Origin of the sequence: Arthrobacter mangrovi (assembly GCF_026011795.1) — a bacterium.
GTDB lineage: Bacteria > Actinomycetota > Actinomycetes > Actinomycetales > Micrococcaceae > Crystallibacter > Crystallibacter mangrovi.
In genome coordinates this window covers 338,594-360,336 of sequence record NZ_BRVS01000005.1, presented here as the reverse complement: position 1 = coordinate 360,336, position 21,743 = coordinate 338,594, and the positions used below count along the sequence as shown (strand labels likewise).

At 69.9% G+C, this 21,743-nt stretch carries 22 protein-coding genes; 10 read left to right on the top strand and 12 right to left on the bottom strand.

Annotated features, from left to right (window positions below; translation table 11 throughout):
* Nucleotides 1-51 precede the first annotated feature (51 nt).
* The 4 genes from AHIS1636_RS07645 (at nucleotide 52) to tsaD (ending at nucleotide 4,049) form a co-directional block, all read left to right on the top strand.
* Nucleotides 52-1,545 carry an aldehyde dehydrogenase family protein gene (locus AHIS1636_RS07645; protein WP_264795213.1) on the top strand — a complete coding sequence of 498 codons (1,494 nt, stop codon included), beginning with the start codon at nucleotides 52-54 and terminating at the stop codon, nucleotides 1,543-1,545.
* Nucleotides 1,546-1,720: 175 nt separating this feature from the next.
* Nucleotides 1,721-2,389 (top strand): tRNA (adenosine(37)-N6)-threonylcarbamoyltransferase complex dimerization subunit type 1 TsaB, encoded by a 669-nt coding sequence (tsaB, locus tag AHIS1636_RS07640; RefSeq protein WP_264795212.1) that lies wholly within the window; start codon nucleotides 1,721-1,723, stop codon nucleotides 2,387-2,389.
* A 44-nt stretch (nucleotides 2,390-2,433) separates the two neighbouring features.
* The gene (gene rimI, locus AHIS1636_RS07635) at nucleotides 2,434-2,985 is read left to right on the top strand and encodes a ribosomal protein S18-alanine N-acetyltransferase (RefSeq protein ID WP_264795291.1); all 552 of its coding nucleotides are present in this window, start codon (nucleotides 2,434-2,436) and stop codon (nucleotides 2,983-2,985) included.
* Nucleotides 2,982-4,049 carry a tRNA (adenosine(37)-N6)-threonylcarbamoyltransferase complex transferase subunit TsaD gene (gene tsaD / locus AHIS1636_RS07630; protein ID WP_264795211.1) on the top strand — a complete coding sequence of 356 codons (1,068 nt, stop codon included), beginning with the start codon at nucleotides 2,982-2,984 and terminating at the stop codon, nucleotides 4,047-4,049. Before rimI ends, tsaD begins: the two co-directional genes overlap by 4 nt.
* 81 nt (nucleotides 4,050-4,130) lie before the next feature.
* Here the strand turns inward: tsaD and AHIS1636_RS07625 are convergent, their stop codons facing one another.
* Entirely contained in the window at nucleotides 4,131-5,423 is a 1,293-nt protein-coding gene (locus AHIS1636_RS07625) for an MFS transporter (protein ID WP_264795210.1), read from the bottom strand.
* Between the two features lie 117 nt (nucleotides 5,424-5,540).
* Between AHIS1636_RS07625 and AHIS1636_RS07620 the strand changes: the two genes are divergently transcribed.
* Nucleotides 5,541-6,086, top strand: coding sequence for a CGNR zinc finger domain-containing protein (locus tag AHIS1636_RS07620; protein ID WP_264795209.1), 546 nt, complete (start codon nucleotides 5,541-5,543; stop codon nucleotides 6,084-6,086).
* 49 nt (nucleotides 6,087-6,135) lie between these two features.
* On the opposite strand, the gene AHIS1636_RS07615 is transcribed toward AHIS1636_RS07620, so the two are convergent.
* Both AHIS1636_RS07615 and AHIS1636_RS07610 read right to left on the bottom strand, forming a co-directional pair.
* Nucleotides 6,136-6,669 (bottom strand): flavin reductase family protein, encoded by a 534-nt coding sequence (locus AHIS1636_RS07615; protein WP_264795208.1) that lies wholly within the window; start codon nucleotides 6,667-6,669, stop codon nucleotides 6,136-6,138.
* Between the two features lie 18 nt (nucleotides 6,670-6,687).
* Nucleotides 6,688-7,833 (bottom strand): glutamate--cysteine ligase, encoded by a 1,146-nt coding sequence (locus tag AHIS1636_RS07610; protein ID WP_264795207.1) that lies wholly within the window; start codon nucleotides 7,831-7,833, stop codon nucleotides 6,688-6,690.
* 117 nt (nucleotides 7,834-7,950) lie between these two features.
* Here AHIS1636_RS07610 and AHIS1636_RS07605 point away from each other — a divergent pair, with 117 nt between their 5' ends.
* Nucleotides 7,951-9,591 carry a glycoside hydrolase family 3 N-terminal domain-containing protein gene (locus AHIS1636_RS07605; RefSeq protein ID WP_264795206.1) on the top strand — a complete coding sequence of 547 codons (1,641 nt, stop codon included), beginning with the start codon at nucleotides 7,951-7,953 and terminating at the stop codon, nucleotides 9,589-9,591.
* Nucleotides 9,592-9,640: 49 nt separating this feature from the next.
* On the opposite strand, the gene AHIS1636_RS07600 is transcribed toward AHIS1636_RS07605, so the two are convergent.
* The 3 genes from AHIS1636_RS07600 to AHIS1636_RS07590 form a co-directional block, all read right to left on the bottom strand.
* On the bottom strand, nucleotides 9,641-10,891 hold the full coding sequence (locus tag AHIS1636_RS07600) for a THUMP-like domain-containing protein (protein ID WP_264795205.1): 1,251 nt from the start codon (nucleotides 10,889-10,891) through the stop codon (nucleotides 9,641-9,643).
* Nucleotides 10,892-10,967: 76 nt separating this feature from the next.
* A complete protein-coding gene (locus tag AHIS1636_RS07595) occupies nucleotides 10,968-12,551 on the bottom strand; it encodes a DUF6297 family protein (protein ID WP_264795204.1) in 1,584 nt (527 codons plus the stop codon).
* Nucleotides 12,548-13,243: an ABC transporter ATP-binding protein gene (locus AHIS1636_RS07590; protein WP_264795203.1), complete on the bottom strand. Its 696-nt coding sequence runs from the start codon at nucleotides 13,241-13,243 to the stop codon at nucleotides 12,548-12,550. Before AHIS1636_RS07590 ends, AHIS1636_RS07595 begins: the two co-directional genes overlap by 4 nt.
* Nucleotides 13,244-13,329: 86 nt before the next feature.
* On the opposite strand from AHIS1636_RS07590, the gene AHIS1636_RS07585 reads away from it, so the two are divergent.
* Nucleotides 13,330-13,929: a maleylpyruvate isomerase N-terminal domain-containing protein gene (locus tag AHIS1636_RS07585; RefSeq protein ID WP_264795202.1), complete on the top strand. Its 600-nt coding sequence runs from the start codon at nucleotides 13,330-13,332 to the stop codon at nucleotides 13,927-13,929.
* Nucleotides 13,930-13,980: 51 nt separating this feature from the next.
* Here AHIS1636_RS07585 and AHIS1636_RS07580 read toward each other — a convergent pair whose 3' ends face one another.
* A complete protein-coding gene (locus AHIS1636_RS07580) occupies nucleotides 13,981-15,162 on the bottom strand; it encodes a sulfite oxidase (RefSeq protein ID WP_264795201.1) in 1,182 nt (393 codons plus the stop codon).
* A 31-nt stretch (nucleotides 15,163-15,193) separates the two neighbouring features.
* Complete coding sequence (locus tag AHIS1636_RS07575) at nucleotides 15,194-15,904, bottom strand: Crp/Fnr family transcriptional regulator (protein WP_264795200.1); 711 nt, start codon at nucleotides 15,902-15,904, stop codon at nucleotides 15,194-15,196.
* Nucleotides 15,905-16,068: 164 nt separating this feature from the next.
* Here AHIS1636_RS07575 and AHIS1636_RS07570 point away from each other — a divergent pair, with 164 nt between their 5' ends.
* On the top strand, nucleotides 16,069-16,443 hold the full coding sequence (locus AHIS1636_RS07570; protein ID WP_264795199.1) for a VOC family protein: 375 nt from the start codon (nucleotides 16,069-16,071) through the stop codon (nucleotides 16,441-16,443).
* A 63-nt stretch (nucleotides 16,444-16,506) separates the two neighbouring features.
* On the opposite strand, the gene AHIS1636_RS07565 is transcribed toward AHIS1636_RS07570, so the two are convergent.
* The 4 genes from AHIS1636_RS07565 to AHIS1636_RS07550 are packed head-to-tail and all read right to left on the bottom strand — an operon-like array spanning nucleotide 16,507 to nucleotide 20,304.
* Entirely contained in the window at nucleotides 16,507-17,265 is a 759-nt protein-coding gene (locus tag AHIS1636_RS07565) for an iron ABC transporter ATP-binding protein (RefSeq protein WP_264795198.1), read from the bottom strand.
* Entirely contained in the window at nucleotides 17,262-18,278 is a 1,017-nt protein-coding gene (locus AHIS1636_RS07560) for an iron chelate uptake ABC transporter family permease subunit (protein WP_507762587.1), read from the bottom strand. The genes AHIS1636_RS07565 and AHIS1636_RS07560 overlap by 4 nt, the downstream gene beginning before the upstream one ends.
* The gene (locus tag AHIS1636_RS07555; protein ID WP_264795196.1) at nucleotides 18,271-19,302 is read right to left on the bottom strand and encodes an ABC transporter permease; all 1,032 of its coding nucleotides are present in this window, start codon (nucleotides 19,300-19,302) and stop codon (nucleotides 18,271-18,273) included. Before AHIS1636_RS07555 ends, AHIS1636_RS07560 begins: the two co-directional genes overlap by 8 nt.
* Nucleotides 19,303-19,359: 57 nt before the next feature.
* Nucleotides 19,360-20,304 (bottom strand): siderophore ABC transporter substrate-binding protein, encoded by a 945-nt coding sequence (locus tag AHIS1636_RS07550; RefSeq protein ID WP_264795195.1) that lies wholly within the window; start codon nucleotides 20,302-20,304, stop codon nucleotides 19,360-19,362.
* 174 nt (nucleotides 20,305-20,478) lie between these two features.
* Between AHIS1636_RS07550 and AHIS1636_RS07545 the strand changes: the two genes are divergently transcribed.
* Together AHIS1636_RS07545 and groES are read left to right on the top strand one after the other, a co-directional pair.
* The gene (locus AHIS1636_RS07545) at nucleotides 20,479-21,225 is read left to right on the top strand and encodes an alpha/beta fold hydrolase (protein WP_264795194.1); all 747 of its coding nucleotides are present in this window, start codon (nucleotides 20,479-20,481) and stop codon (nucleotides 21,223-21,225) included.
* Between the two features lie 173 nt (nucleotides 21,226-21,398).
* Nucleotides 21,399-21,695, top strand: a complete 297-nt coding sequence (groES, locus tag AHIS1636_RS07540; RefSeq protein ID WP_262105701.1) for a co-chaperone GroES — start codon at nucleotides 21,399-21,401, stop codon at nucleotides 21,693-21,695.
* Nucleotides 21,696-21,743 lie beyond the last annotated feature (48 nt).

Genomic DNA, 21,743 nt, shown 5'->3' with positions numbered 1-21,743 from the left:
CGGGCCCGCGGCCCGCTCCAACCGCTAATAACAAGGCTTAAGGAAAAAACCATGACGACCTCAGGCACAGCCCTCTTCACCGTCCGCAGGGCGGAAGCCGCCCCGGCTCCCTCCCTCCCGCCGTTCGGCCAGTTCATCGACGGTGGGTTCACGGCCCCGAGTTCGGCCGCGACCAGCGAGGTGGAGAACCCCGCCACGGAAGAAGTCCTGATGCAGGTTCCCGACGGTTCCGTGGAGGACGTCGATGCCGCCGTCGCCGCAGCCGTCGCGGCCAAGGCGTCTTGGGCGGCGACGACGCCCAAGGACCGCTCGGCAGTCCTGCTGCGCATCGCGGACATCATCGAGGCCAACCGGGGACTCCTCGAAACCCTCGAAGCGGCCAACACCGGGAAGCCGGCTGCCGTAGCCGAAGACGATATCTCGAGCGCCATCGACACTTTCCGGTTTTCCGCCGGCGCCGGCCGCGCCTTCACCACGCTGGGCGCGGACGACTACGCGGAAAACCACACCTCGGTGATCTTCCGCGAACCCGTGGGCGTCGTCGGCGTGATCACGCCCTGGAACTACCCGCTGCTGATGGCCGCCTGGAAGATCGCACCGATCCTGGCCGCCGGCAACACGCTGGTGCTCAAACCCTCGGAGCAGACGCCGCTGACCACGCTGAAGCTGGCCGAGCTCATTGCCGACGAGGTTCCCGCCGGCGTGCTGAATATCATCACTGGGTCGGGGCGCATCGTGGGAGACCGCATCTCGGCGCACCCGGATGTGGACCTCGTCGCCATCACCGGAAGCGTGGGCAGCGGCCAGAAGGTCGCCGCGAACGCAGCCTCCACGGTCAAGCGCGTGCATCTGGAGCTGGGCGGCAAGGCGCCCGTTGTTGTCTTCGACGACGCCGACCTGGAAGCCGCGGCCCGGGGTGTCCGCGAGGCCGGGTTCTGGAACGGCGGCCAGGAATGCGGTGCGGCGTGCCGCGTCCTCGTCCACGAGTCCGTGGCGGAGAAGTTCACCGAACTGCTGGTGCGCGAGGTCAGCGAAATCTCCGTCGGTGCTCCGGGGGCGGGCGACGACGTCGAAATCGGTTCCATGATCTCGGGGGCGCACTACAAGCGGGTGCTGGCCGCGCTGGAGGACATCCGCAAGGAGGGCCTCACGATCGCCGTCGGCGGCAACGCCCTGGAAGGTCCGGGCTACTTCATCGAACCCACCGTGGTCACGAACGTGCCGGCCGGTGCCGCGATCACCAGCACGGAGATCTTCGGCCCGGTCGTCTCGGTGGAGACCTTCGGCACGGACGAGGAAGCCGTGAGCCGGGCCAACGAAACGATCTACGGGCTCGCCGCCTCGGTATGGACCTCCAACGCCGCCCGCTCGCTGTCCGTCCCCCGGCAACTGGACTTCGGCACGGTCTGGGTCAACTCGCATCTGGTCATCGCCAACGAGGTGCCCTGGGGCGGATTCAAGGGCTCCGGCTACGGCCGGGACCTCTCGATCTACGCCCTGGAGGACTTCTCCCGCACCAAGCACGTCATGTACAACCGGGGCTGAGTCCGAGGTCCTAGGAACGTACGGATTCAGGGCTCCGAAAGGGACCGGCCCGGCATCACGCCGGCCGGTCCCTTCGGCCGCAGAGGGACCTTCCGGGAATCGGCGGGTTTCCGTTAGAGGAGGTCCTCGACGGCGTGCGGACGGGCTGCACGCCGTAACCGCGTAAAATGGTGGGGTGCTGATCCTCTCCATTGATACCTCCGCCATCGCCAGTGCGGCCTTGCTGACCGGAGAGGGAGAGACCCTCGGAACGTTCGCCACCGAAGACACGCGGACCCATGCCGAGGTGCTGGCACCGGGCATCCACGGGATCCTCACATCCGCCGGCGTGGCCGGGACGCAGCTGGACGCGCTGGTGGTCGGCGTAGGACCGGGGCCGTTTACCGGGCTGCGCTCCGGCATCGCGACGGCGCGTTCGCTGGCTTTCGCGTGGCGCAAGCCGCTGCACGGTGTGATGAGCCTGGATGCCATCGCCGTCGACGCCGCGCTGGACGCCTGGCGCCAGGGCGTGGACGAGTTCATCGTGGCGACAGACGCCCGGCGCAAGGAAGTTTACTGGGCCCGCTACTTCAGCACCGGCGGCACGCATCAGCTGATCGACGGCCCGCATGTCTCGGCGCCGGCCGACGTTCCGGAGCTGCCCGTCTATGGGCGCGGCGCCGGCCTCTACCCGGAGCTGCTGAGGTCCGTCCCCGGCTTCACCGGCACCCAGCCCACCGCCGAAGCGCTCGGCCGCACCGCCGTCGTCAAGCTGGTCCGGGGACTGCCGCTGCTGGACACGACCCCGCTCTACCTGCGCGAATCCGACGCCAAGGTACCCGGGCCGCGGAAGCGGGCGCTGTGAACGCCGCCGGCAACACCGGTACCGGGGCCGGCCGCATCCGGACGATGACCGGCGCGGATGTTGCCGCGGTGGAGGAACTGGAGCGCGCGCTCTTCCCGCTGGATGCGTGGCCGCTGCAGATGTTCGAGGACGAACTCGCGCAGCCCGAGACCCGCAGCTACTTTGTCGCCGTGGACGCGCTGGACCGCGTGATCGCCTACGCCGGGCTCATGTGCATCGAACCGATCGCCGACGTGCAGACCATCGCGGTGGTGCCCGAGCGGGAAGGCCAGGGGATCGGGACGCAGCTGCTGACCCTGCTCATCGACGAGGCGGGCCGGCGCAAGGCCAAGGACGTGCTGCTGGAGGTCCGCGCGGACAACCCGCGGGCGCAGCGGCTCTACCGCTGGTTCGGCTTCGAACAGATCCACATCCGCCCGCGCTACTACCGGGACGGCGCGGACGCGCTGATTATGCGGCTGGAACTGGACCGCTGGACCGGGGCGCCGGGCGCGGACGCCGGGCAGGCGGGGCAGGCCCCACCGGCGCAACAGGCCGGGACCGCCCTGCAGACCGATCCCGTGCAACAGACCGACGAAACGGAGGATGCCCGATGAACCGCACGGAACCATTGGTGCTCGGCATCGAATCGTCCTGCGACGAGACCGGTGTCGGGATTGTCCGCGGGGACACGCTGCTGACCAACACCGTGTCCTCCTCCATGGACGAGCACGTGCGGTTCGGCGGCGTCATCCCCGAGATCGCCTCGCGGGCCCACCTGGACGCCTTCGTGCCGACCCTGCAGCAGGCCCTGGACAGCGCCGGCGTGACGCTCGACGAAGTGGACGCGCTCGCCGTGACCTCCGGGCCGGGCCTGGCCGGCGCCCTGATGGTCGGCGTCTGCGCGGCCAAGGCGCTCGCGGTCGCCACGGGCAAGCCGCTCTTCGCCATCAACCACCTCGTGGCGCACGTGGGCGTGGGCCTGCTGGATGGCGGCGCACTGCCGGAAAACCTCGGCGCGCTGCTCGTGTCCGGCGGCCACACCGAGATCCTGCGCGTGAAGTCCATTACCGACGACGTCGAACTGCTCGGCTCCACGATCGACGACGCCGCGGGCGAGGCGTACGACAAGGTGGCCCGGATCCTCGGGCTCGGCTATCCGGGCGGCCCGGTGATCGACCGGCTGGCGCGCGAGGGCAACCCGAAGGCCATCCGCTTCCCGCGAGGCCTCAGCCAGCCGAAGTACATGGGCACCGCCGAGGCTCCCGGCCCGCACCGCTACGACTGGTCCTTCTCGGGGCTGAAGACCGCGGTGGCCCGCGCCGTCGAGCAGTTCGAGGCCGCAGGCCAGGAGGTCCCGGTGGCGGACATCGCCGCGTCCTTCCAGGAGGCGGTGGTGGACGTGATCACCGCCAAGGCCATGCTGGCGTGCACGGAGAACGGCATCAGCAACCTGCTGCTGGGCGGGGGAGTGGCCGCCAACTCGCGGCTGCGGGCGCTGACGGAGGAGCGCTGCGCGGCCAACGGGATCACCCTGCGGGTGCCGCCGATCAGCCTGTGCACGGACAACGGCGCGATGGTGGCGGCGCTGGGCTCGCAGATCATCATGGCCGGGGGAGAACCGTCCGGCATCGCGTTCGCCCCGGACTCCTCCATGCCGGTCACCAGCATCCACCTGTAAGCGGGACAGGCTGCTAGGCGGGCTGACCTCAGGGCCGGCGGGTGGCCCGCTCCTATCCGCGTTGTCCTTTCCGCGTTGGCCTCAGTGCCCGGGAGGTGTGGGTTCCCGCCGGCGGGCGCCGGCGGACAGGCGGAGCAGCGCCATGATCGAGGCAACGATCAGGAGGGCGGCAACGGTGCTGATGCCCGAGTAGCCGATGAGGCCCATGACGGGTCCCGCGACGGCGCTGCCCACGGCCCCGGCCAGCGACATGGTTGCGTCGGAGAAGCCTTGCGCCGGTACGCGCTGGGAGGACGTGAGGGAGGCGACGAGCAGGGTGGAACCGGCGACGGTGGCCGCGGACCAGCCGAGTCCGAGCAGGATGAGCCCCGCGGTTACGGCGGGCATGCTGCCGGGCAGCAGCCCGGTCAGCGCCACCGCCGCCATGAGGGTGGCCATGCCCGCCAGGACGGTCGGTGCGGCTCCGATCCGGTCGGTCAGCCAGCCCATCAGCGGGGACAGCGCGTACATCCCCGCGATGTGCAGGGAGATGGTGAAGCCGATCAGGGCGATCGTGTCCGGGCTCCCGGCCGCGTTCCCGGCATGGTGCTGGATATGCAGCGGCGTCATGGACATCACGGCAACCATCACGGCATGCGCGGTCACCACGGCGATGACCGCGCCGCGGGCGGTCGGGTGCTCGCGCACGATCTGCCAGCCGGCGCGCCAGAGGCTTGAGCTGCTGCCGGAGGGCTCTGGTCCGTTTCCGTCCATGGCGCGGCGGGTCAGCAACGGGTCGGGGCGCAGGAACACTGCGACAATCGCGGCGCCGATGACCATGCCGGCCGCCGAGATCAGGAACGGCCCGGCCTGGGCCGGGATCCCCAGCCAGCCGGCCAGGACCGCGCCGGGATAGACCATGTTGGGGCCGGCGACCGCCCCGATCGTGATCGCCCAGACCACCAGGGACAGATCCCGTCCCCGGCGGGAGGGCTCCGCCAGATCGGTGACGGCGAAGCGTGCCTGCAGGTTCACGGCGGTGGCCAGGCCGACCAGGAAAGCCCCCGCCAGCAGCAGCGCGAACAGCCCGGTGGCGACGGCGCCGACCATGAGCGCGGTGCCGGCGATGGCCGCGGTAAGCCCGGTGGTCAGGGCGATGCGGCGCCCGCGGGCCAGGGCCAGTTGGGACAGCGGAATCGCGGAAACGGCCGCCCCCAGGGTCAAGGCCGTATTCACCGACCCGGCCAGGGCTTCGGACCCCGACAGGTCAACCGCCAGGATCGAGCCCAAGGCCAGCGTTGAGCCATTGCCCAGTCCGGAGAAGACCTGGGCGATGGAAAGGGTCCGCACGATGCGGGACTGGGTAGTCCGCGTCGCGGACAGAGCGGTGTTCACTTAGCTTGGGGCTCCTCGTCGTCGGGCCAGCTGCTCCAGCCCGGACGCCGCCCGGTGAGTCCGGGCTGCGATCGCGGAGGAGACAGGTGCGCGAGACGACTGTATTGTCATGGGTTTATGCAGTTCAACCATGACAACATGAACGGCGTGCGGCTGGCCGAGGAGCTCGTCAACATGCTGGACACGGACAACTGGGACGTTGGTGCGCTCGAGGAGCTCCTGGCGCGCTTTTTCGTCCGGCAGGCGGAGCTGGACGCGGCTGCGGAACAAGGGCTGAGGAGCTGGGCCGGCATGCTGCGGTCGGTCTTCACCGCCGAGGGTGAGGACGTCCGCTGCGCCGTCGTCAACACCCTCCTGGACCAGGGAGTCCGGCGCGTCTTCCTCACTGCCCACGACGGCATGCTCCCGCACATGCACTTCGCGGACCCGCAGGACAGCGTGATCGAGCGGGTCCGGGGGATGACCGCCGGGGGACTTGCCATCTTCATCACCGAGGCGGGAGGGGCCCGCCTTGGCGCCTGCGCGCGTGCCGGCTGCCGGCGGGTCTTCGCGGACACCAGCCGCGGGGGCCGCCGCGCGTACTGCTCCGCGCGGTGCGGCAATACGGACGCGGTCCATCGCTACCGCGGCCGCCGGGGCACGCCACAGGCCCGTGCGGGCTGACGCTGCGGGTCCTGCCGCCAACCCCGAACCAAGTGAGGATGCGGGGCCGTCAGGTCCGGGTGCGCAGGATGGACCAGTCGTCCAGGGCATAGTAGGTCCGGCGGCGGTACACCAGCGGCGGGGCGGATGAGCCGCCCTCGAGAATCTGTTGGACCTGTGCGGCCAGCACGACACCGGTCCCGGCGGCCATCCTGTCGAGCGGTTTGCATAGCAGCACCGTGCCGACACCCCGGAGGACGGGTTCGCCCGTCGGCGCCGTATGCCAGTCCATGTCGAAGCCGAAGCGGCGCGAACCGGGTGTCGCGAATAGTTCGGCGAGCCGCCGGTTGGCGGTGGTGAGCAGGTGGACGGCCAGCGCTTCACCGGCCAGCAGGGCGGCGCCGGACTCGGTGCCGGGGGTGATGGAAACGGCCAGCACCGGCGGTTCCGCGGACACCGAAATCACCGAGGACGCCGTAATCCCGGCGGGTCCGTCCGGTCCTGCCGCGGTGACGATCGCGACGGCCGCGGGATGGCCGGAGAAGGCGGCCCGGAACGCGCCCGCGAGGCCTGCCGCCCCGGAGTCCTGCGGATCTGGACCCATCCTGGCTCCTTCCCGAGCCTAGACTTCGCGCATCTGCCGGACCGCGTCGAGGACGACCGCGCGCAGATCGCCGTCGTTCTCCGCCGCCACCCGGCGCTGCCGCTGGTAGCCGGCACCGCGCTCGATGATCTTTTCCACGTCCGCCAGTTCGTTGCTGCACCCAAGCTTCCTGGCCACGGGTTCCAGCCGGTTGAGCACGTCCTCGCGCAGATGGTCGGTGACGAGTTTCTCGCGGCCGGCGCCGTCCAGGATGACGATCGCGTCCAATCCGTAGCGCGCGGCGCGCCACTTGTTCTCCTGCACGTGCCACGGCGGCATGGTCGGAATGGCCCAGCCCTCGTCCAGCACCGTGGAGAACTCATCCACCAGGCACTGGGTCAGCGCGGCGATCGCGCCGACGTCCTGCAGCGAGGACATCCCGTCGCAGATGCGCATCTCGATGGTGCCCAGCGCCGCCACCGGCCGCACGTCCCAGCGGATCTCGCTCAGCGTGTCGATCACCCCGGTGGTGAACATGTCCTGCACGTAGTCTTCGTAGTTGGCCCACGCCGGGAACTGGAACGGCAGCCCGGCGGTGGGCAGTTGCTGGAACATCAGCGCCCGCTGCGAGGCGTACCCGGTGTCCTCCCCGCCCCAATAGGGCGACGACGCGGAGAGCGCCTGGAAATGCGGGAAGTAGTTGATCAGGCCGTCCAGGACCGGCAGGGCCTTGTCCCGGTGGTCCAGCCCCACATGCACGTGGACGCCGTAGATCACCATCTGCTGGCCCCACCACTGCGTCCGGTCGATCAGCTTGGCGTAGCGTTCCTTGTCCGTCACGCGCTGCGACCGCGGCGCGGCGAACGGGTGGCTGCCGGCGCAGAAGAGCTCGATCCCCATGGGGTCCGTCACGTCGCGCACCGAGGCCATGCCGCTGGCCAGCTCGTCCTTGGCCTGTTCCACGGAGGTGCAGATTCCGGTGACCAGCTCCACGGTGTTGAGCAGCAGCTCCTGCTTCACGTGCGGATGCTCATCGTCATCCTTCAGATCCGGGTGGTTGCGCGACAGCTCGCGGAGGACCTTTTCCGCCGCGGACACGAGTTCGCCGCTCTCGGCGTCAACCAAGGCGAGCTCCCATTCGACGCCGAGGGTGGACTGCGCCGAATGCGCGAAATCGATATTCAAACCGGCTCCTGATCTGCTGCGTTGTCGTCCGGCACCCTGCGCCGGAACTGTGTTTCCGGCACGCAGCGCTGCGGCGGAGGACCTATCTCGATTCTACGCAGTGGTACGGTCAGGTACGTGAAATTGCTCGGTTCCCGCCGCCTGGCGTTGGGTATGCTGGCGGCCTCGTCCCTGCTGCTGGCCGCCTGCACCACCGCACCGCCCGCACCCCAGGACGGAACCGGCGCCCCGCCGTCGTCCGCGTCCGCCACCCCTACACAGGACGCCGCGCTCTCGTGGGGGCCCAGCCAGCAGGATTACGACGACGCCGCTGCCGCCGTCTCCGCGATGAGCGTCGCCGAAAAGGCGGGACAGGTGATGGTGGCGTTCTTCGCCGGCACCGATCCCGCGCCGCAAGTGGAAGCGATCAAGAAGCTGCACCTGGGCGGCAGCATCATCATGGGCGACAACGTCCCGACGGCGCCGGACGGCACGGTGGACGTCGCGGCGATGGCCGAAGTCAACAAGACCCTGCAGGACGCGATGTTCGACGGCCGGGACTGGCCAGGCATCATCTCGGTGGACCAGGAGGGCGGGCTGGTGTCCCGGCTGCGGGCGCCGCTGACCGAGTGGCCCACGCCGATGACCTACGGGGCCGCCGCGGACAAGGACGTCTCGCGGGATTCGATGGCGGCCATGGCCACGGAGCTGTCCGCGCTCGGCTTCACGATGGACCACGCGCCCAGCGTCGACCTGACCATCGGCCCGGCCGACCCCACCATCGGGGCGCGTTCGCTCGGCAGCGAGCCGGTACCGGCGTCGGCCCAGGTCCCGGCCCTGCTCGAGGGTTTCGAGAGCGCCGGCGTGCTGCCCAGCGTCAAGCACTTTCCGGGGCACGGCTCGGTGACCACTGATTCGCATCTGGACCTGCCGGTCCAGGACGCCCCGCTGGCCGAGCTGGAGGCGCGCGACTGGAAGCCTTTCCAGGCCGCTATCGATGCCGGGGCTCCGGTCATGATGATGGGCCACATCGCCGTCAACGCGCTGGAACCCGGCGTTCCGTCCTCGCTTTCGGCGCCCAGCTATAAGGCGCTGCGCGGGCTCGGGTTCGAGGGCGTCATCGTCACGGACGCGCTCAATATGGGCGCCGTGGAGAACGCCTACCCGGGCGGGAGGGCGGCACCCATGGCGCTCGCCGCCGGCGCGGACCTGCTGCTGATGCCGACCGACGTCTATGAAGCGCACGCCGCCATTCTGGCCGCGGTGGAGGACGGCACGCTGAGCGAGAAGCGGCTGGACGAGGCTGCCACGCGCGTGGCCACCCTGCAGCTGTGGCAGAAATCGATCGCGCAGGTGGCCTCCCTCGAGGAGGTCGGCACCCATGCCGACGAGGCCGAGTCCGCCTCGGCCGCCGCGCTGACGGTCCTGACCGGGCAGTGCAAGGGCGGCCAGGTCGACGGCGCGCTGACCATCCAGGGAGCGGACCCGGCAGCCAACGAGCGGCTGGCCGAGGCCGCGCGCTCCCGCGGGCTGCAGGTCGGTTCCGGCCCGGTGGTGACGCTGCTGGCCGGCCGGGAGTCCGGTACCGGCGACGTCGTTGTGTCCCTGGCGGAGCCGTGGGGGCTGGAGCTCTCGCAGGGCAAGACCAAGGCGGCGCTGTACGGGGACACCCCGGCGGCTTTCGAGGCGCTGCTGGACTACCTGACCGGCGAGGCCGGCGCGCCCGGCAAGCTGCCGGCGGACGTCGGGGAGTTCAAGGCCGGCACCGGCTGCGGCTGAGCAGGCCGCGGGCTGTGAGGACCCGCGCCGGCCGCACCGCCGGCCCTTCTTACGGCCTGACGTCGCGGCTGCGGCTGCGGTGGCCCGGTCCCGGCACGGGCTCCACCACAATGGCGACCCGGTCCTCGCCGATCCGGGTGAGCACCAGCGTCGCCTTGTTCGGTCCCTTGCCTGAGCCGGTCAGCAGGGTCTTGCGCAGCTCCTCCGGCGTGACCGAGGTGCCGCGTTTCTTGATCTCCAGCGTGCCGATCCGGTTGGCCTTCACCCACGCCTTGAGCTTCTTGATGTTGTAATGGTGCACCTCGAGCACCTTGTACGCGCGGGCAAACGGCGACTCGATGAGTTCGGGCGCGCAGAAGTAGGCGATGTGCTCATCCAGCAGGTGCCCGTTCAGCTGCCGGGCCACGTCCGCCACCAGCCCGGCCCGGATCACCGCTCCGTCCGGTTCGTAGAGGTAGCCCTCGGCCGGGCCGAGCTCCACGTCCTGGCTGGCCGGATCGAAGTCGACGCCGCTGGTGATCTCCGCCGAGCCTCCGTGTCCGATCACCAGCGCCGCGCGGCGAACGCCGGGACGGGCCAGTGCGTTGAACCAGAGCGCCGCCTCGGTCACTTCGCCGTCCACCGACACCCACTGCGCTTCGCAGCCGGCGGGCAGTGCCTCGTGCGGGATGCCCGGCCCCATCTTCACCCCGACCGGCAGGCCCCGGTCGGCCAGCTGTTCCACGAAGGACAGCGGCGGGGAAAACGCCTCCGGGTCGAACAAACGGGTGGTGCCTGACGTCGTCGTCGTCCTCCTGGCCGGATCCAGCCAGACGCCATCGATGCCGGCCAGATCCACGTCCTGCGCTTCCGCGTTGACCACGGTCGCGTTGGGCCAGGGCATCAGGTTGATCGTCGCCACGGCGGCGGTGGTCTCATCGCGTTCGACGGCGGTGACCCGGCGTTCCAGCGTTGCCAGGGCCAGGGCGTCCGCGCCGATGCCGCAGCCCAGGTCCGCGACGTGTTCGACGCCGGCGGCGACGAAGCGCTGGGCGTGCAGGGCCGCGATGTTCAGCCGGGTCGCCTGTTCCAGTCCCGCCTGGGTGAAAAGCATATTGGAGGCGAACGGGCCGAATTTGGCCTCCGCCTTGCCACGCAGCTTGGACTGGGTCAGCGCCGCCGAGATGAGCTCGGGGGAGTGGCCGGCCTTGCGCAGCGCGGTGCTGGTCTTCAGGCTGTCGGCCTCGGAATAGGGGCCCAGGGAGTTGAGCAGCTCCCATCCCGCGGGCGTGAGAATGGGTGCGATGTTCTCCGAAGCCATGGATTCAAGCCTAGCCCAGCGGCAGCCGCGCGGCGGCCAGGGGGAGTTCTCCCCATCGCGGTCCGTGCTGGGAACCTCAGCGCCCGCGGTCCCGGGTGCCCCGCCACAGGCAGAACCCGCTGCAGGCCAGCTGGAGCGGGACGAGCCACCAGCCCGCTTCGCCGGTGAGGATCGCAGCGAGGACGGGCAGCACGGCCACGAAGGTGAAGTCCGGCCCGGCCAGGTACGAGGAGGCCGCCCTGGCCGCCAAGTAGTTCCATGGCACGGCCGCCGGATCCGCCCAGCCTGGTTCCGGCCTGTAGGCGCCGCGCACGGCGGCGCCGGCAAGGCCGAGGGCAGCCACCGCGCCGAGGGCCAGGCTCAGGGGCCTGGTCGCACCCATGGCCAGGAGCGTTCCGAAGGCGACCGCAGCCCACCCTGCCAGCAGCACCGCGGGCAGCACGGCGTGGGCGAGACGGGCTCCGGCCTTGCTGATCGGCAGGCCGGCTTCCAAGGCCGGCCTGGCGGCCCAGCTCCTGGCGGCCGCGGATGTCCCGGCGGTGGCGATGCCGGCGCTGGCCAGGAGCGACATGCCCACCAGCACTGCGCTGCCTGCGCCGGCGATGTTGGCGACGGCAGCCGGCAGAAGTCCGCAAAGGAGGATCCAGCCGGTCCTGGCCGGTGCGCGCAGGAATGCCAGGGCGTCCGCCTCGATGAGGATCCGGAAAGCGGAAGCCGGTTTCCCTGCCGGGGCGAACCATGATTTCGCTTTCCCCTCCGGTGCCAGGACCCCGCGGAGGACGCCGGCGTCACCGAAATAGAAGGCGGCCGAGGCCTGGCCGGCTGCCTGCCCGCTGGCGACCAGCTCGCCAGCCGTCAGCCGGTCGAGCAGCATCCCGGCCGCAGCTGCGCTGGCCAGGACCAGGACCGCCAGGGCTGCCAGCGGCCAGGCCGCACCGTGGAGCACCAGCAGCGGCCATGATGACGGCGACAGCGGCAGCACGGACTCCACCCCGGCCGAACTCGCGGCGTATGCAGCCAGCGGCGTGGGCACGACCAGCAGCACGGCGGCCACCATGGCCGACAGCAGCCGGTGGACGGGACGCTGCAGCCGCGCCAGCTGGATGAGCGCGCCGGCGAGGAAGAGGACGGCGCCCAGCCCGGCGGCCGCAAGGCAGCCGAGGACAACGGAGGCGGCGCCATGCGCAGGATCCGCGAGCGCCGCCACCGGGACGAACACCAGGCCTGCGGTGGCCGCGGCCCTCGCCAGCCCGGCCGCAGCGGGCCATGCCAGGACCTTCCGGCGGTCGACGGGCAGGCCGAGCCACCAGTGGGCCTGCGCCGGCGTGGCTGAGACCGGACCCACGCGCAGGAACAGCTTCAGGGCGGCCGCCGCTGCGCACAGCAGCGCCAGATGGACGGCGACTTCACCCGCCAGCTGCGCGGTGCCGGGCGAAAGCTGCCGCGTCAGAACGGCGCCTGATTCGACCAGCAGCCCCTCCAGCAGGCCGTTCAGCACGGCGCCGGCGTAGGCGAGCGCCACCGCTGCCGCGAGCAGGACCTGGTAGGTGTCGGCGAAGCTCTCCGCCGTGGTCCGGGCCGGATGCCGCCGGGCCGCCGCACGGGTGAAGGCCAGGGGATCGAAGCCGGACGGCCGCTCCAGTTCGCTGGCGGCCCTCACGCCGACATCATCCCGGCCGCCTGCCCGGGAGCCACTTCGACCGTCTCGTCGCCGACCAGTACGCACCGGTCCGCGGCCGCGGCCAGGAAGCGTGCATCGTGGGTCGCCATCAGCACTGCGGCCCCGGCATCGACGCGCTCGCGGATCCGCTCCGCCAGCCGGCCCCGCATGCCGTGGTCCAGGCGCTGCTCGGGCTCGTCGAGCACCATGAGCGAAAACGGGCGGATAAATGCCGAAGCCAGCAGCAGCCGCCGGCGCTGACCGGAGGAGAGTTCGTCCGGCAGCGCGTGGCGGCGTCCGGCCAGCGCGAAGAACTCCAGTTCATGTCCGACGGCGGCGTCCGGGTCCGGTACCTGGTGGCCGCGGGCGGTCATCAGCAGATGCTCGCCGGTGGTCAGCGAGGGGAAGAACGCGTCCTCGTCGGGAACGGCGGCGACGGCCCGCCGGTACGCGAGGCTGCCTTCGGCCACCGGACGGCCGTTCAGCCGGACGGATCCAGCCACCGGGGCCTGGCGGCCGCTCAGCGTCCTGATGAGCGTGGACTTGCCCGTGCCGTTGGCGCCGATGAGGGCCAGGCACTCGCCGCCGTCGAGCCTGACGGTCAGGCTGCCGCAGACGGCGGTGCCCGCATAGCCGGCCGCCAAGGCGTCGGACTCCAGCAACGGTGCGGACCGGTTCGGGGACGGTGGCACTGGCTCGGTCCTCTCGCGCAGGGGGCAGTCAAAGCCAGCATAGGCCCGTTCGGCCGTGACGCGGCCGGCATGGGTAGCATGGCCTCATGATTCCTGGGGCAGCAACATACCTGGCGGCCGGCCGGCATTTCCGCGGAGTCCTGGCGCAGGTCCCGCCGGACGGCTGGGACAAACCCGGGCTGGGGGAGTGGAGCGTCCGGACCCTGGCCGGCCATACCAGCCGGGCGCTGGTGACCGTGCTGACCTACCTGCAGCGGCCCGCGGAGAGGATCGACATCGCCTCGCCGGCCGCCTACTTCGTCGGACAGGACTTCAGCTCTTCGCCGGGCGTGACCAACCGCGCCGTCGCGGCCGGACAGGATCTGGGACCGGCGCCGGCGGAAGCGGTGGACCGGCTCCTCGTGCAGGCCGGCCAGGTCATCCCCGCGGCCGAAGACCGCGTCATCGAAACCATCGCGGGCGGGATGCGCCTCAGCGACTACCTGCCGACGAGGATCTTCGAGCTGGCGGTGCACAGCGTCGACCTCGCCAATGCCTGCGGGATCCCGACCTCGCTGCCGGCCGACGTCGAACTCTGTGCCGCGAAGCTCGCCGTCGAGATCGCGGTCGCCCGGGGCGACGGCAGCAGGCTGCTGTCCGCGCTCACCGGACGGACGGCCCTGCCCGCCGGGTTCTCCGTGGTGTAGGAGATCCGTGGTGCAGGAGCGGGCGGGTACCCGGGGCAGCGAGCGGGCTTCCTAGGGGAATGCGGTGCCGTCGGCCAGGCTGGGCCGGACCGTGACCTCGATCCGCTGCACCGCGTTGTTGCCCATGCCCTGGTAGTTCCACTCCTGCTCAAGGGGCTGGATGTTTCCGGCCGTATCCTCGGCGCGGCACATCAGTTCGTGGGTTCCCTCTGAGGCCACCCAGGGAAAGGTCCAGCGCCGCCATGCGTACCGGTCCACCGCCGGCTCCAGGTGGGCCCGGAACCACGCCCCGTCGATCCCGACCGAGACGGCCGTGACGGCGCCGTGCCCGGACCAGGCCCGCCCCTCCAAGACGGTCGGCCCGGCGGCGAGGACACGGCGCCGGGTGGCAAAGTCCGCCTCGCCCGGCGGAACCATCAGGGCCCGCACCCGGATCCGCGAGACCCGGGTTCCCGAGTCCTCCGCGTCCTGCTGGAACCGGTAGGCGACGCTCTGCTGGAAGCCCTCGAACGGCGTCGTTACCGCCTCGATGCTGCGCAGCCACTTGACGCTGGTCATCCCGTACCAGCCCGGCACGAGCAGCCGGAGCGGGAAACCGTGCTGCGGCATCAGCGGCTGGCCGTTCATTTCGTAGGCCAGCAGCACATCGTCCGAGGCCGCCACCTCCACCGGAAGGCTCCGCGCATAGGCCTGCTCGACGCCGCCCTGGAAGCCGCGGTCCTCGCCGGTAAACACCAGTTCCACCGCGCCCGGTTCGAGCCCCGCTTCCGCCAGCAGGCCGGACAGCGGCGTGCCGGTCCAGACCGCGTTGCTCACGCCGCCCAGGACCCACGGCTGGCTCACCGGCCGCGGCTTCAGCAGCGAACGGCCGTTCCCCGCGCACTCCATCGTCACGTCCAGTGTCCGCGCCTCCCTGGCACGCAGGTCGCCCAGGCGCAGTTGCAGTTCGCGGTGCACCGCGCCGTGCAGCCGCAGCGACCAGGTCTCCGGGTCGACCGCCGGGACATCCCAGTGGATGACCAGGTAGTGCATGCCGGCCGGCGTGGCGTACCAGCGGAGCATCTCCAGCGGCATGGCATGGTTCCGCGATGCGAGCAGGAGTTCGTCCTCGGTGATCAGGCCGCTGCTCGGCTCTGCCGGATGCGGCGAGGGTGCCTTCTCCTGCGCCGGACGTGCCTGCCCTTGACGTGCCTGCCCGGCAGGGCGCCCGGAACGTACTGCAGTCTTCTTCATGCCTTCAGTGTCGTCCCGCTGCCGCGGACGGTCAGGAACCTGTGTTCCACCTGCTCAGTTCCATCAGCCGCTCGGGGGCCAGCAGCACGATCCGGTCCCGTTCGGTGCGCACGGTCTGTTCCTGCCGGAACTCGCGCAGCACCCGCACGATCACTTCCCGCGCTGTTCCCGCGGCCTCCGCCAGCCCGCGCTGGCCGGTGGTCACCACCAGTTCGTGGCCCGGCCCGGCGGGTTCGGGATGCGCCAGGTCCAGCAGGTGGCGGGCGACGCGCTGCCGCACGGACGTGAAGGCCGTACCGGCGATTTCCGCCATGAACTGCAAGGCGCGTTCGCTGAGTTCCTGCAGCAGCGCCTCGGCCACATGGCCGTCCTGCCGGGCGGCGGCGCGGACGACGGCGGGGGAGAGCCGGTGCACCTTCAGTTCGGTGAGTGCCAATACCGTCGCCGGCATGGTGAAACCCTCGGTGAAGAGGGAAACCACGCCGACCAGGGCGCCGGCCCGGCAGTAGCGGACCGTGGCGGTCCGCCCGTTCGGCGCCGTGACGAAGACCTTGGCCAAGCCGGTGACGACCAGCTCCAGATGGGCCATCGGATCGCCCTCGTGGTGCGTGACCGATCCGGCCGGCACCACTGCGGCGGCACTGCCGGCCATGACGCGCGCGAGCGACTCCTGCGGCAGCGGAGCCAGATGCGAGGCGGCAAGGGCCAGTTCCAGGTCCGTTCGTGGGACTGACCCATTCATCGCCGGCCTCCGGTCCGCCGCTTACTGGCGCCTTCTCCCATGGTAGGACCGCTGCGCGCAGCGGGCGACGCCCGCCGGGGCCCTTCCGGCTCTGGCTAGGGGCAGCGAAGCGTGCCAAGGTGGAAGGAGCCATGCTGTTCCACGAGGCACAGGAGGGGAATCCCATGTTTGCAGCGCGCGCCATGAGCGGCTTCAGCGTCAACGACATCGCGGCAGCCAAGGCGTTCTACGGCGACGTCCTGGGACTGGAGGTGAACGACGGCGACATGGGCACCTTGCGCCTCACCCTGCCCGGAGGTGCGGAGGTGCTTGTCTACCCCAAGGACACCCACGAGCCGGCCAGCTTCACCATCCTGAACTTCCTGGTCGACGACGTGGACGCCGCCGTGGAGGAGCTGAACGGCAAGGGCATCCGGACGAAGATCTACGACGATCCGCAGCTGCCCACGGACGCGAAGGGCATCATGCGCGGGAACGGGCCGGACATCGCCTGGTTCAAGGATCCGGCGGGGAACGTCCTGTCGGTCCTCAAAGCCTGAGCCGGGCGGCGCCGAGGTGCCGGCCGCCCGGAACCGGGCACGCCGCCGTCGTCCTGCACCCGTTCAGGCGAAGTAAACGCCGATCCGGTTCCCGTCGATCTCCTCGATGCGGATGTCGATTTCGTAGACATCGCGCAGGACCTCGGGCTGCATGATCTGCGCCGGCGGCCCCTGGTGGATCAGCCGGCCCTGCCGCATGGCCACGATGCTGTCCGAGTAGCAGGAGGCGAAGTTGATGTCGTGGATGACCAGCACCACCGTCTTGCCCAGCTCATCCGCCAGCCGGCGCAGCAGCCGCATCATCTCCACCGAGTGCTTCATGTCCAGGTTGTTCAGCGGCTCGTCCAGCAGGAGGTAGTCCGTGTCCTGCGCCAGCACCATGGCGATGAACGCGCGCTGGCGCTGGCCGCCGGAGAGCTCATCGACGAACTTGTCCGCGAGGTCGCCCAGGTCCAGGTACTCCAGGGCCTGGTCGATGTGGACTTTGTCGGCGGCGGTGGGCCGGCCGTTGTTGTGCGGGAAGCGGCCGAAACCGACCAGGTCCCGCACGCTCAGGCGCACGGTGAGCTGGTTTTCCTGCCGGAGGATGGCCATCTTGCGCGCCAGCTGTTTGCTGTCGGTGGCCGTAACGTCCAGCCCGTCGATGCTGACGCTGCCGCCGTCCATCGGCAGCAGGCGGCTCATCATCGACAGGAGCGTGGACTTGCCCGCGCCGTTCGGCCCGATGATCGAGGTGATGCCGCCGTCCTTGATGTAGCAGCTGACACCGTCCACCACGGTCTGGGCGCCGTAGCGCTTGGAGACGTCGGAGACGTGGATCATTTGACGGAGCCTTTCAGCAGCAGGGCGATGAAGACGATGCCGCCCACGAATTCGATGACGATGCTCAGCGCGGTGTCGAAGGCGAAGACCCGCTCCAGCACCAGCTGGCCGCCGACCAGGGCGATGACGCCCAGCAGCACCGCGATCGGCAGCACGTAGGCGTGCCGGAAGTGGCTGCACAGCTGGTAGGCCAGGCTGGCCACGAGCAGGCCGAAGAAGGTGATCGGGCCGACCAGCGCGGTGGAGACTGCCACGAGCACGGCGCAGATGACCAGCACCGAGGTGACCGAGCGCTTGTGGTCCACGCCGAGGTTCAGCGCCATGTCCCGGCCGAGCGAGAGCACGTCCAGCTGGTGCCGCATGCGCCAGGCCAGCCCGCTCACCGCGGCCACGGCCGCCACGGACACCAGCAGCAGGAGGCCGTCTACGTTGTTGAAGCTGGCGAAGAAGAGGTCCTGCAGGATGATGAACTCGCTGGGATCGATCAGCCGCTGCAGCAGGGAGGAGATCCCGCGGAACATCACGCCGAACACGATGCCCACCAGCAGCATCAGGTGCAGGCTCTTGCCTCCGCCGGTGAACAGCCAGCGGTAAAGCAGGAAGGAGAAGCCGACCATCAGCCCGACCTCGATCACGAACCGCACCGGGGCGCCGAGGCTGAGCAGCGCCTGGCCGCCGATGGCGAACGTCAGCGCGGTCTGGATCAGCATGTAGAGCGCGTCGAAACCCATGATGGACGGAGTCAGGATCCGGTTGGACGTAACCGTCTGGAAGAGCACGGTGGAAACACCGACGGCGTACGCGACCAGCAGCATCGAGCCCACCTTGATCGCGCGGCGGGGCAGGATGTAGCCGATGTTGCCGCGCAGGTCGATCAGCATGAACGTCGCGACCAGTGCGGCGGCCAGCACGGCGAGCAGGACGATCCAGGTCTTCGGGGCCAGCGATTTGAGCGGCCGGCGCGTGTGCTGGGTGAGGGCGGCGGGAAGCTGCGTGCTAGCTGTATTACCCACGGCGTTCACGCTTGCGCAGCAGGAGGCAGAGGAACAGAACGCTGCCGATCGCGGACACCACCACGCCGACCGGGATCTCGTACGGGAAGCGGATCGTCCGGCCGATGATGTCGCAGGCGAGGACGAAGCCGGCGCCGAACACCGCGACCCACGGCACCGAGCGGCGCACGTTGTCGCCGAAGGCCAGCGACACCAGGTTCGGGACAATGAGGCCCAGGAACGGGATGCTGCCGATGGAAACAACGACGACGGCACTGATCAGGGAGACGATCACGAGTCCCGTCATCATCACCTTGTTGTAGTTCATTCCCAGGTTCGTGGAGAACTCCTGGCCCATGCCGGCCATGGTGAAGCGGTCGGCGCACAGGTAGCCCACGACCGTCAGCACGGCCACGATCCAGAGCAGCTCGTAGCGGCCGCGCAGCACGCCGGAGAAGTCGCCGATCATCCAGCTGTTGAGGGTCTGGAGCAGGTCGAAGCGGTAGGCGAAGAAGGTGGTGACCGCGGCGATCACGCCGCCCAGCATGATGCCCACGAGCGGCACCAGCAGGGTGTTGCGCAGCGGGATCCGGCGCAGCACCAGCAGGAAGAGGCCCGTGCCCAGCGCGGCGAACACGGCGGCCACCGACATTTTGGTCAGCAGCGCGGCTCCGGGCACGGCGACGGTGACGACCAGGATGCCCAGCGACGCCGACTCCACGGTTCCCACGGTCGAGGGCTCGACGAACTTGTTGCGGGCCATGAGCTGCATGATCAGGCCGGCCACGCTGAGGGCCATGCCCGCCAGGACCACGGAGATGGTGCGCGGCACGCGGCTGATCCAGAAGATGTCCCAGGCCGTCTGGTCGCCGGCCAGGAGGGCGGGCAGCGAGACGTCGGAGACGCCGACGAACATGCTGATGATGGCCAGCGCCGCAATCGCGGCGCCCGCGCCTATCAGCTGGCCGCCGGAGCCGCGGGGGTGTGCCCGGGTGGCCCGCTCGGCTGCTGCCGGGGCAATCGGGGTGATCGTTGAGGAAGCCATAGTCGCCTGCCTGCGCCGCCGGGGCTCCCGCAAAGGTGCCCCGGCGGCGGAAGCGTCCTACGCCGCGACGGCTTCCTGCACGGCGCCGATCATGGCGTCGACGTTGTTCAGGCCGTAGCCCACCAGGTACCAGGAGCTCGAGTCGAGGTAGGTGATCCTGTCGTTCTTGGCGGCGTCCGTGCCGTTGACCAGCTCGTTGTCCAGCACGGCGGAAGCGGCCTGCCCGGCCTCTCCGGTGGCGGCGTCGCGGTCGATGACGAACAGGTGCGCCGGGTTCTTTTCGGCGATGTACTCGAAGGAGATGGCCTCCCCGTGCGTGCCCTCGGACTTGACGTCGGCGGCGGTCTTGACGCCCAGGACGTCATGGACCAGCCCGAAGCGGGAGCCGGCACCGTAGGCAGTCAGCTCGCCGCCGCTGGTCATCACGATCAGGCCGCTGCCGGCGTCTGCGGCGGATGCCTTGGTCTCCTCGATGCGGGTGTCGATGGCCGCCAGCTTCTTGTCGGCCTCGGCCTCCTTGCCGAAGATCCCTGCGAGGGTTTCGGTGTTCTCCTTGAACGACTCCAGCGGGTTGGCCATGTCGACGCTGACATCGATGGTCGGGGCGATCTTGCTGAGCTCCGGGTAGGCCTCGGCGGTTCGGCCGGAGATGATGATCAGGTCGGGCGCGCCTTCACTGATCGCTTCGAAATCGGGCTCCTTCATGGAACCGATCTTGGTGACGGAGTCCTCGCCGTACTTGGCGAGGGACTCGGGCATGACGGCCTGCGGAACGCCGTCGACCTCGACGCCGAGGGCATCAAGGGTGTCGAGCGCACCCAGATCGAAGGTGTAGACGGTCTCGGGGTTGGCCGGAACCTCGGTGGAACCCTGGGCGTGCTCGACGGTGACTGTTTCCCCCGCGGCGGCGCTGGCTCCGGGGTTCTGGCCGCACGCGCTCAGGGCCAGCAGGGAAGCGGCCGCGGTGACCGCAAGCAGCCGGGACGTCAAGGTCGAGTTCATTTTCTAGGCTCCAGATAAGATCGGTCCGGAGGGCTGGGCGGCCCGCCGGCAATAGGACACAAAACCGTTTGCTAATTTGTGCGCGCATTTGCACCCTAGCGGTTAGGTTAGCCTTACCGCAAAACCGGAGAGGGTCCTGAGTCTTCCGGTGACGCACCGACGAGGGGGAAGCTGTTGTACGTCGAACATTCCGGGCGGATGGACGGCCCCGTCCTGATGCTCCTCCACGGTGGCGGCGTGGCGGGATGGATGTGGCGCCCGCAGGTGCAGCAGTTCTCCGCAAGGTTCCGCCTTGTCGTGCCGGACCTTCCCGGGCACGGCAGAAGTTCGGCCGAGGCCTTCACCACCATCCGCGATACCGCGGACGAGCTGGCCGGGATCCTGGCGGCACTCCGCGCGGAAGGCGCTCCGGTCGCGGTCGCAGGGTTCTCGCTCGGCGCGCAGATCGCCGTGGAGCTGGTTGGCCGGAATCCGGGGCTGGTGGACAGCGCGGTGATCGTCAGCGCGCTGGCCGTACCCCTCGCCGCCGGTGCGGCTGCCGCGTGTGCGGCGGGACACCTGCTGCCGCTGGCCCGCCTTCGCGGGTTCGCGAGGCTGCAGGCGCGCGCCCTCCATCTCGGCAACGAGCTGTTCGAGGACTACTTCCGCACCACGCAGGCCATGAGCCGCCGCACGTTGGAGGCTGTGCTCCGCGAAAACGCATGCTTCGCCCCGCCCGAAGGCTGGGGCAGCACCGGGACGCGCGCCGCCGTCGTCGCGGGCCGGAATGAGAGGGCCGTGATGCGCCGCTCCGCGCGCCTGCTCGCGGATGCCCACCCGGATGCCGCGCTGCACATAGTCGAGGGCGCCGGCCACGGCCTGCCGCTGCAGGATCCGGAGCGCTTCGCGGCCATCCTGGAACGGGCGACGGCGGCCGCGTGACACCCGCTGGCACTCGCCTTGACCGAGTGCTAACTGTGCGAATAGAGTCAGCATTAGCACTCTCACCCTATGGGTGCCAACCTTTCAAGGAGCCTTCTGCCGGCACCGCGACGACGGCGGAAAAGTCCTTGGCCAACGTACCTATTCGTAGCTCATGCAAAGGAGAGAGCCGAGTGTCGGTCTCCATCAAGCCTCTTGAGGATCGTATTGTCGTCCAGCCGCTCGAAGCCGAGCAGACCACCGCTTCCGGCCTGGTCATCCCGGACACCGCCAAGGAAAAGCCGCAGGAAGGCAAGGTTGTCGCGGTAGGACCCGGCCGCGTTGACGACAACGGCAACCGCGTACCGGTCGACGTGACCGAAGGCGACGTCGTCATCTACTCCAAGTACGGTGGCACCGAAATCAAGCAGGGCGGCCAGGAATACCTGGTTCTGTCCGCGCGCGACGTCCTGGCGATCGTCGTCAAGTAAGTTTTCCGATGACCCCGGCCAGGCAACTGGCCGGGGTTTTCTCGATCA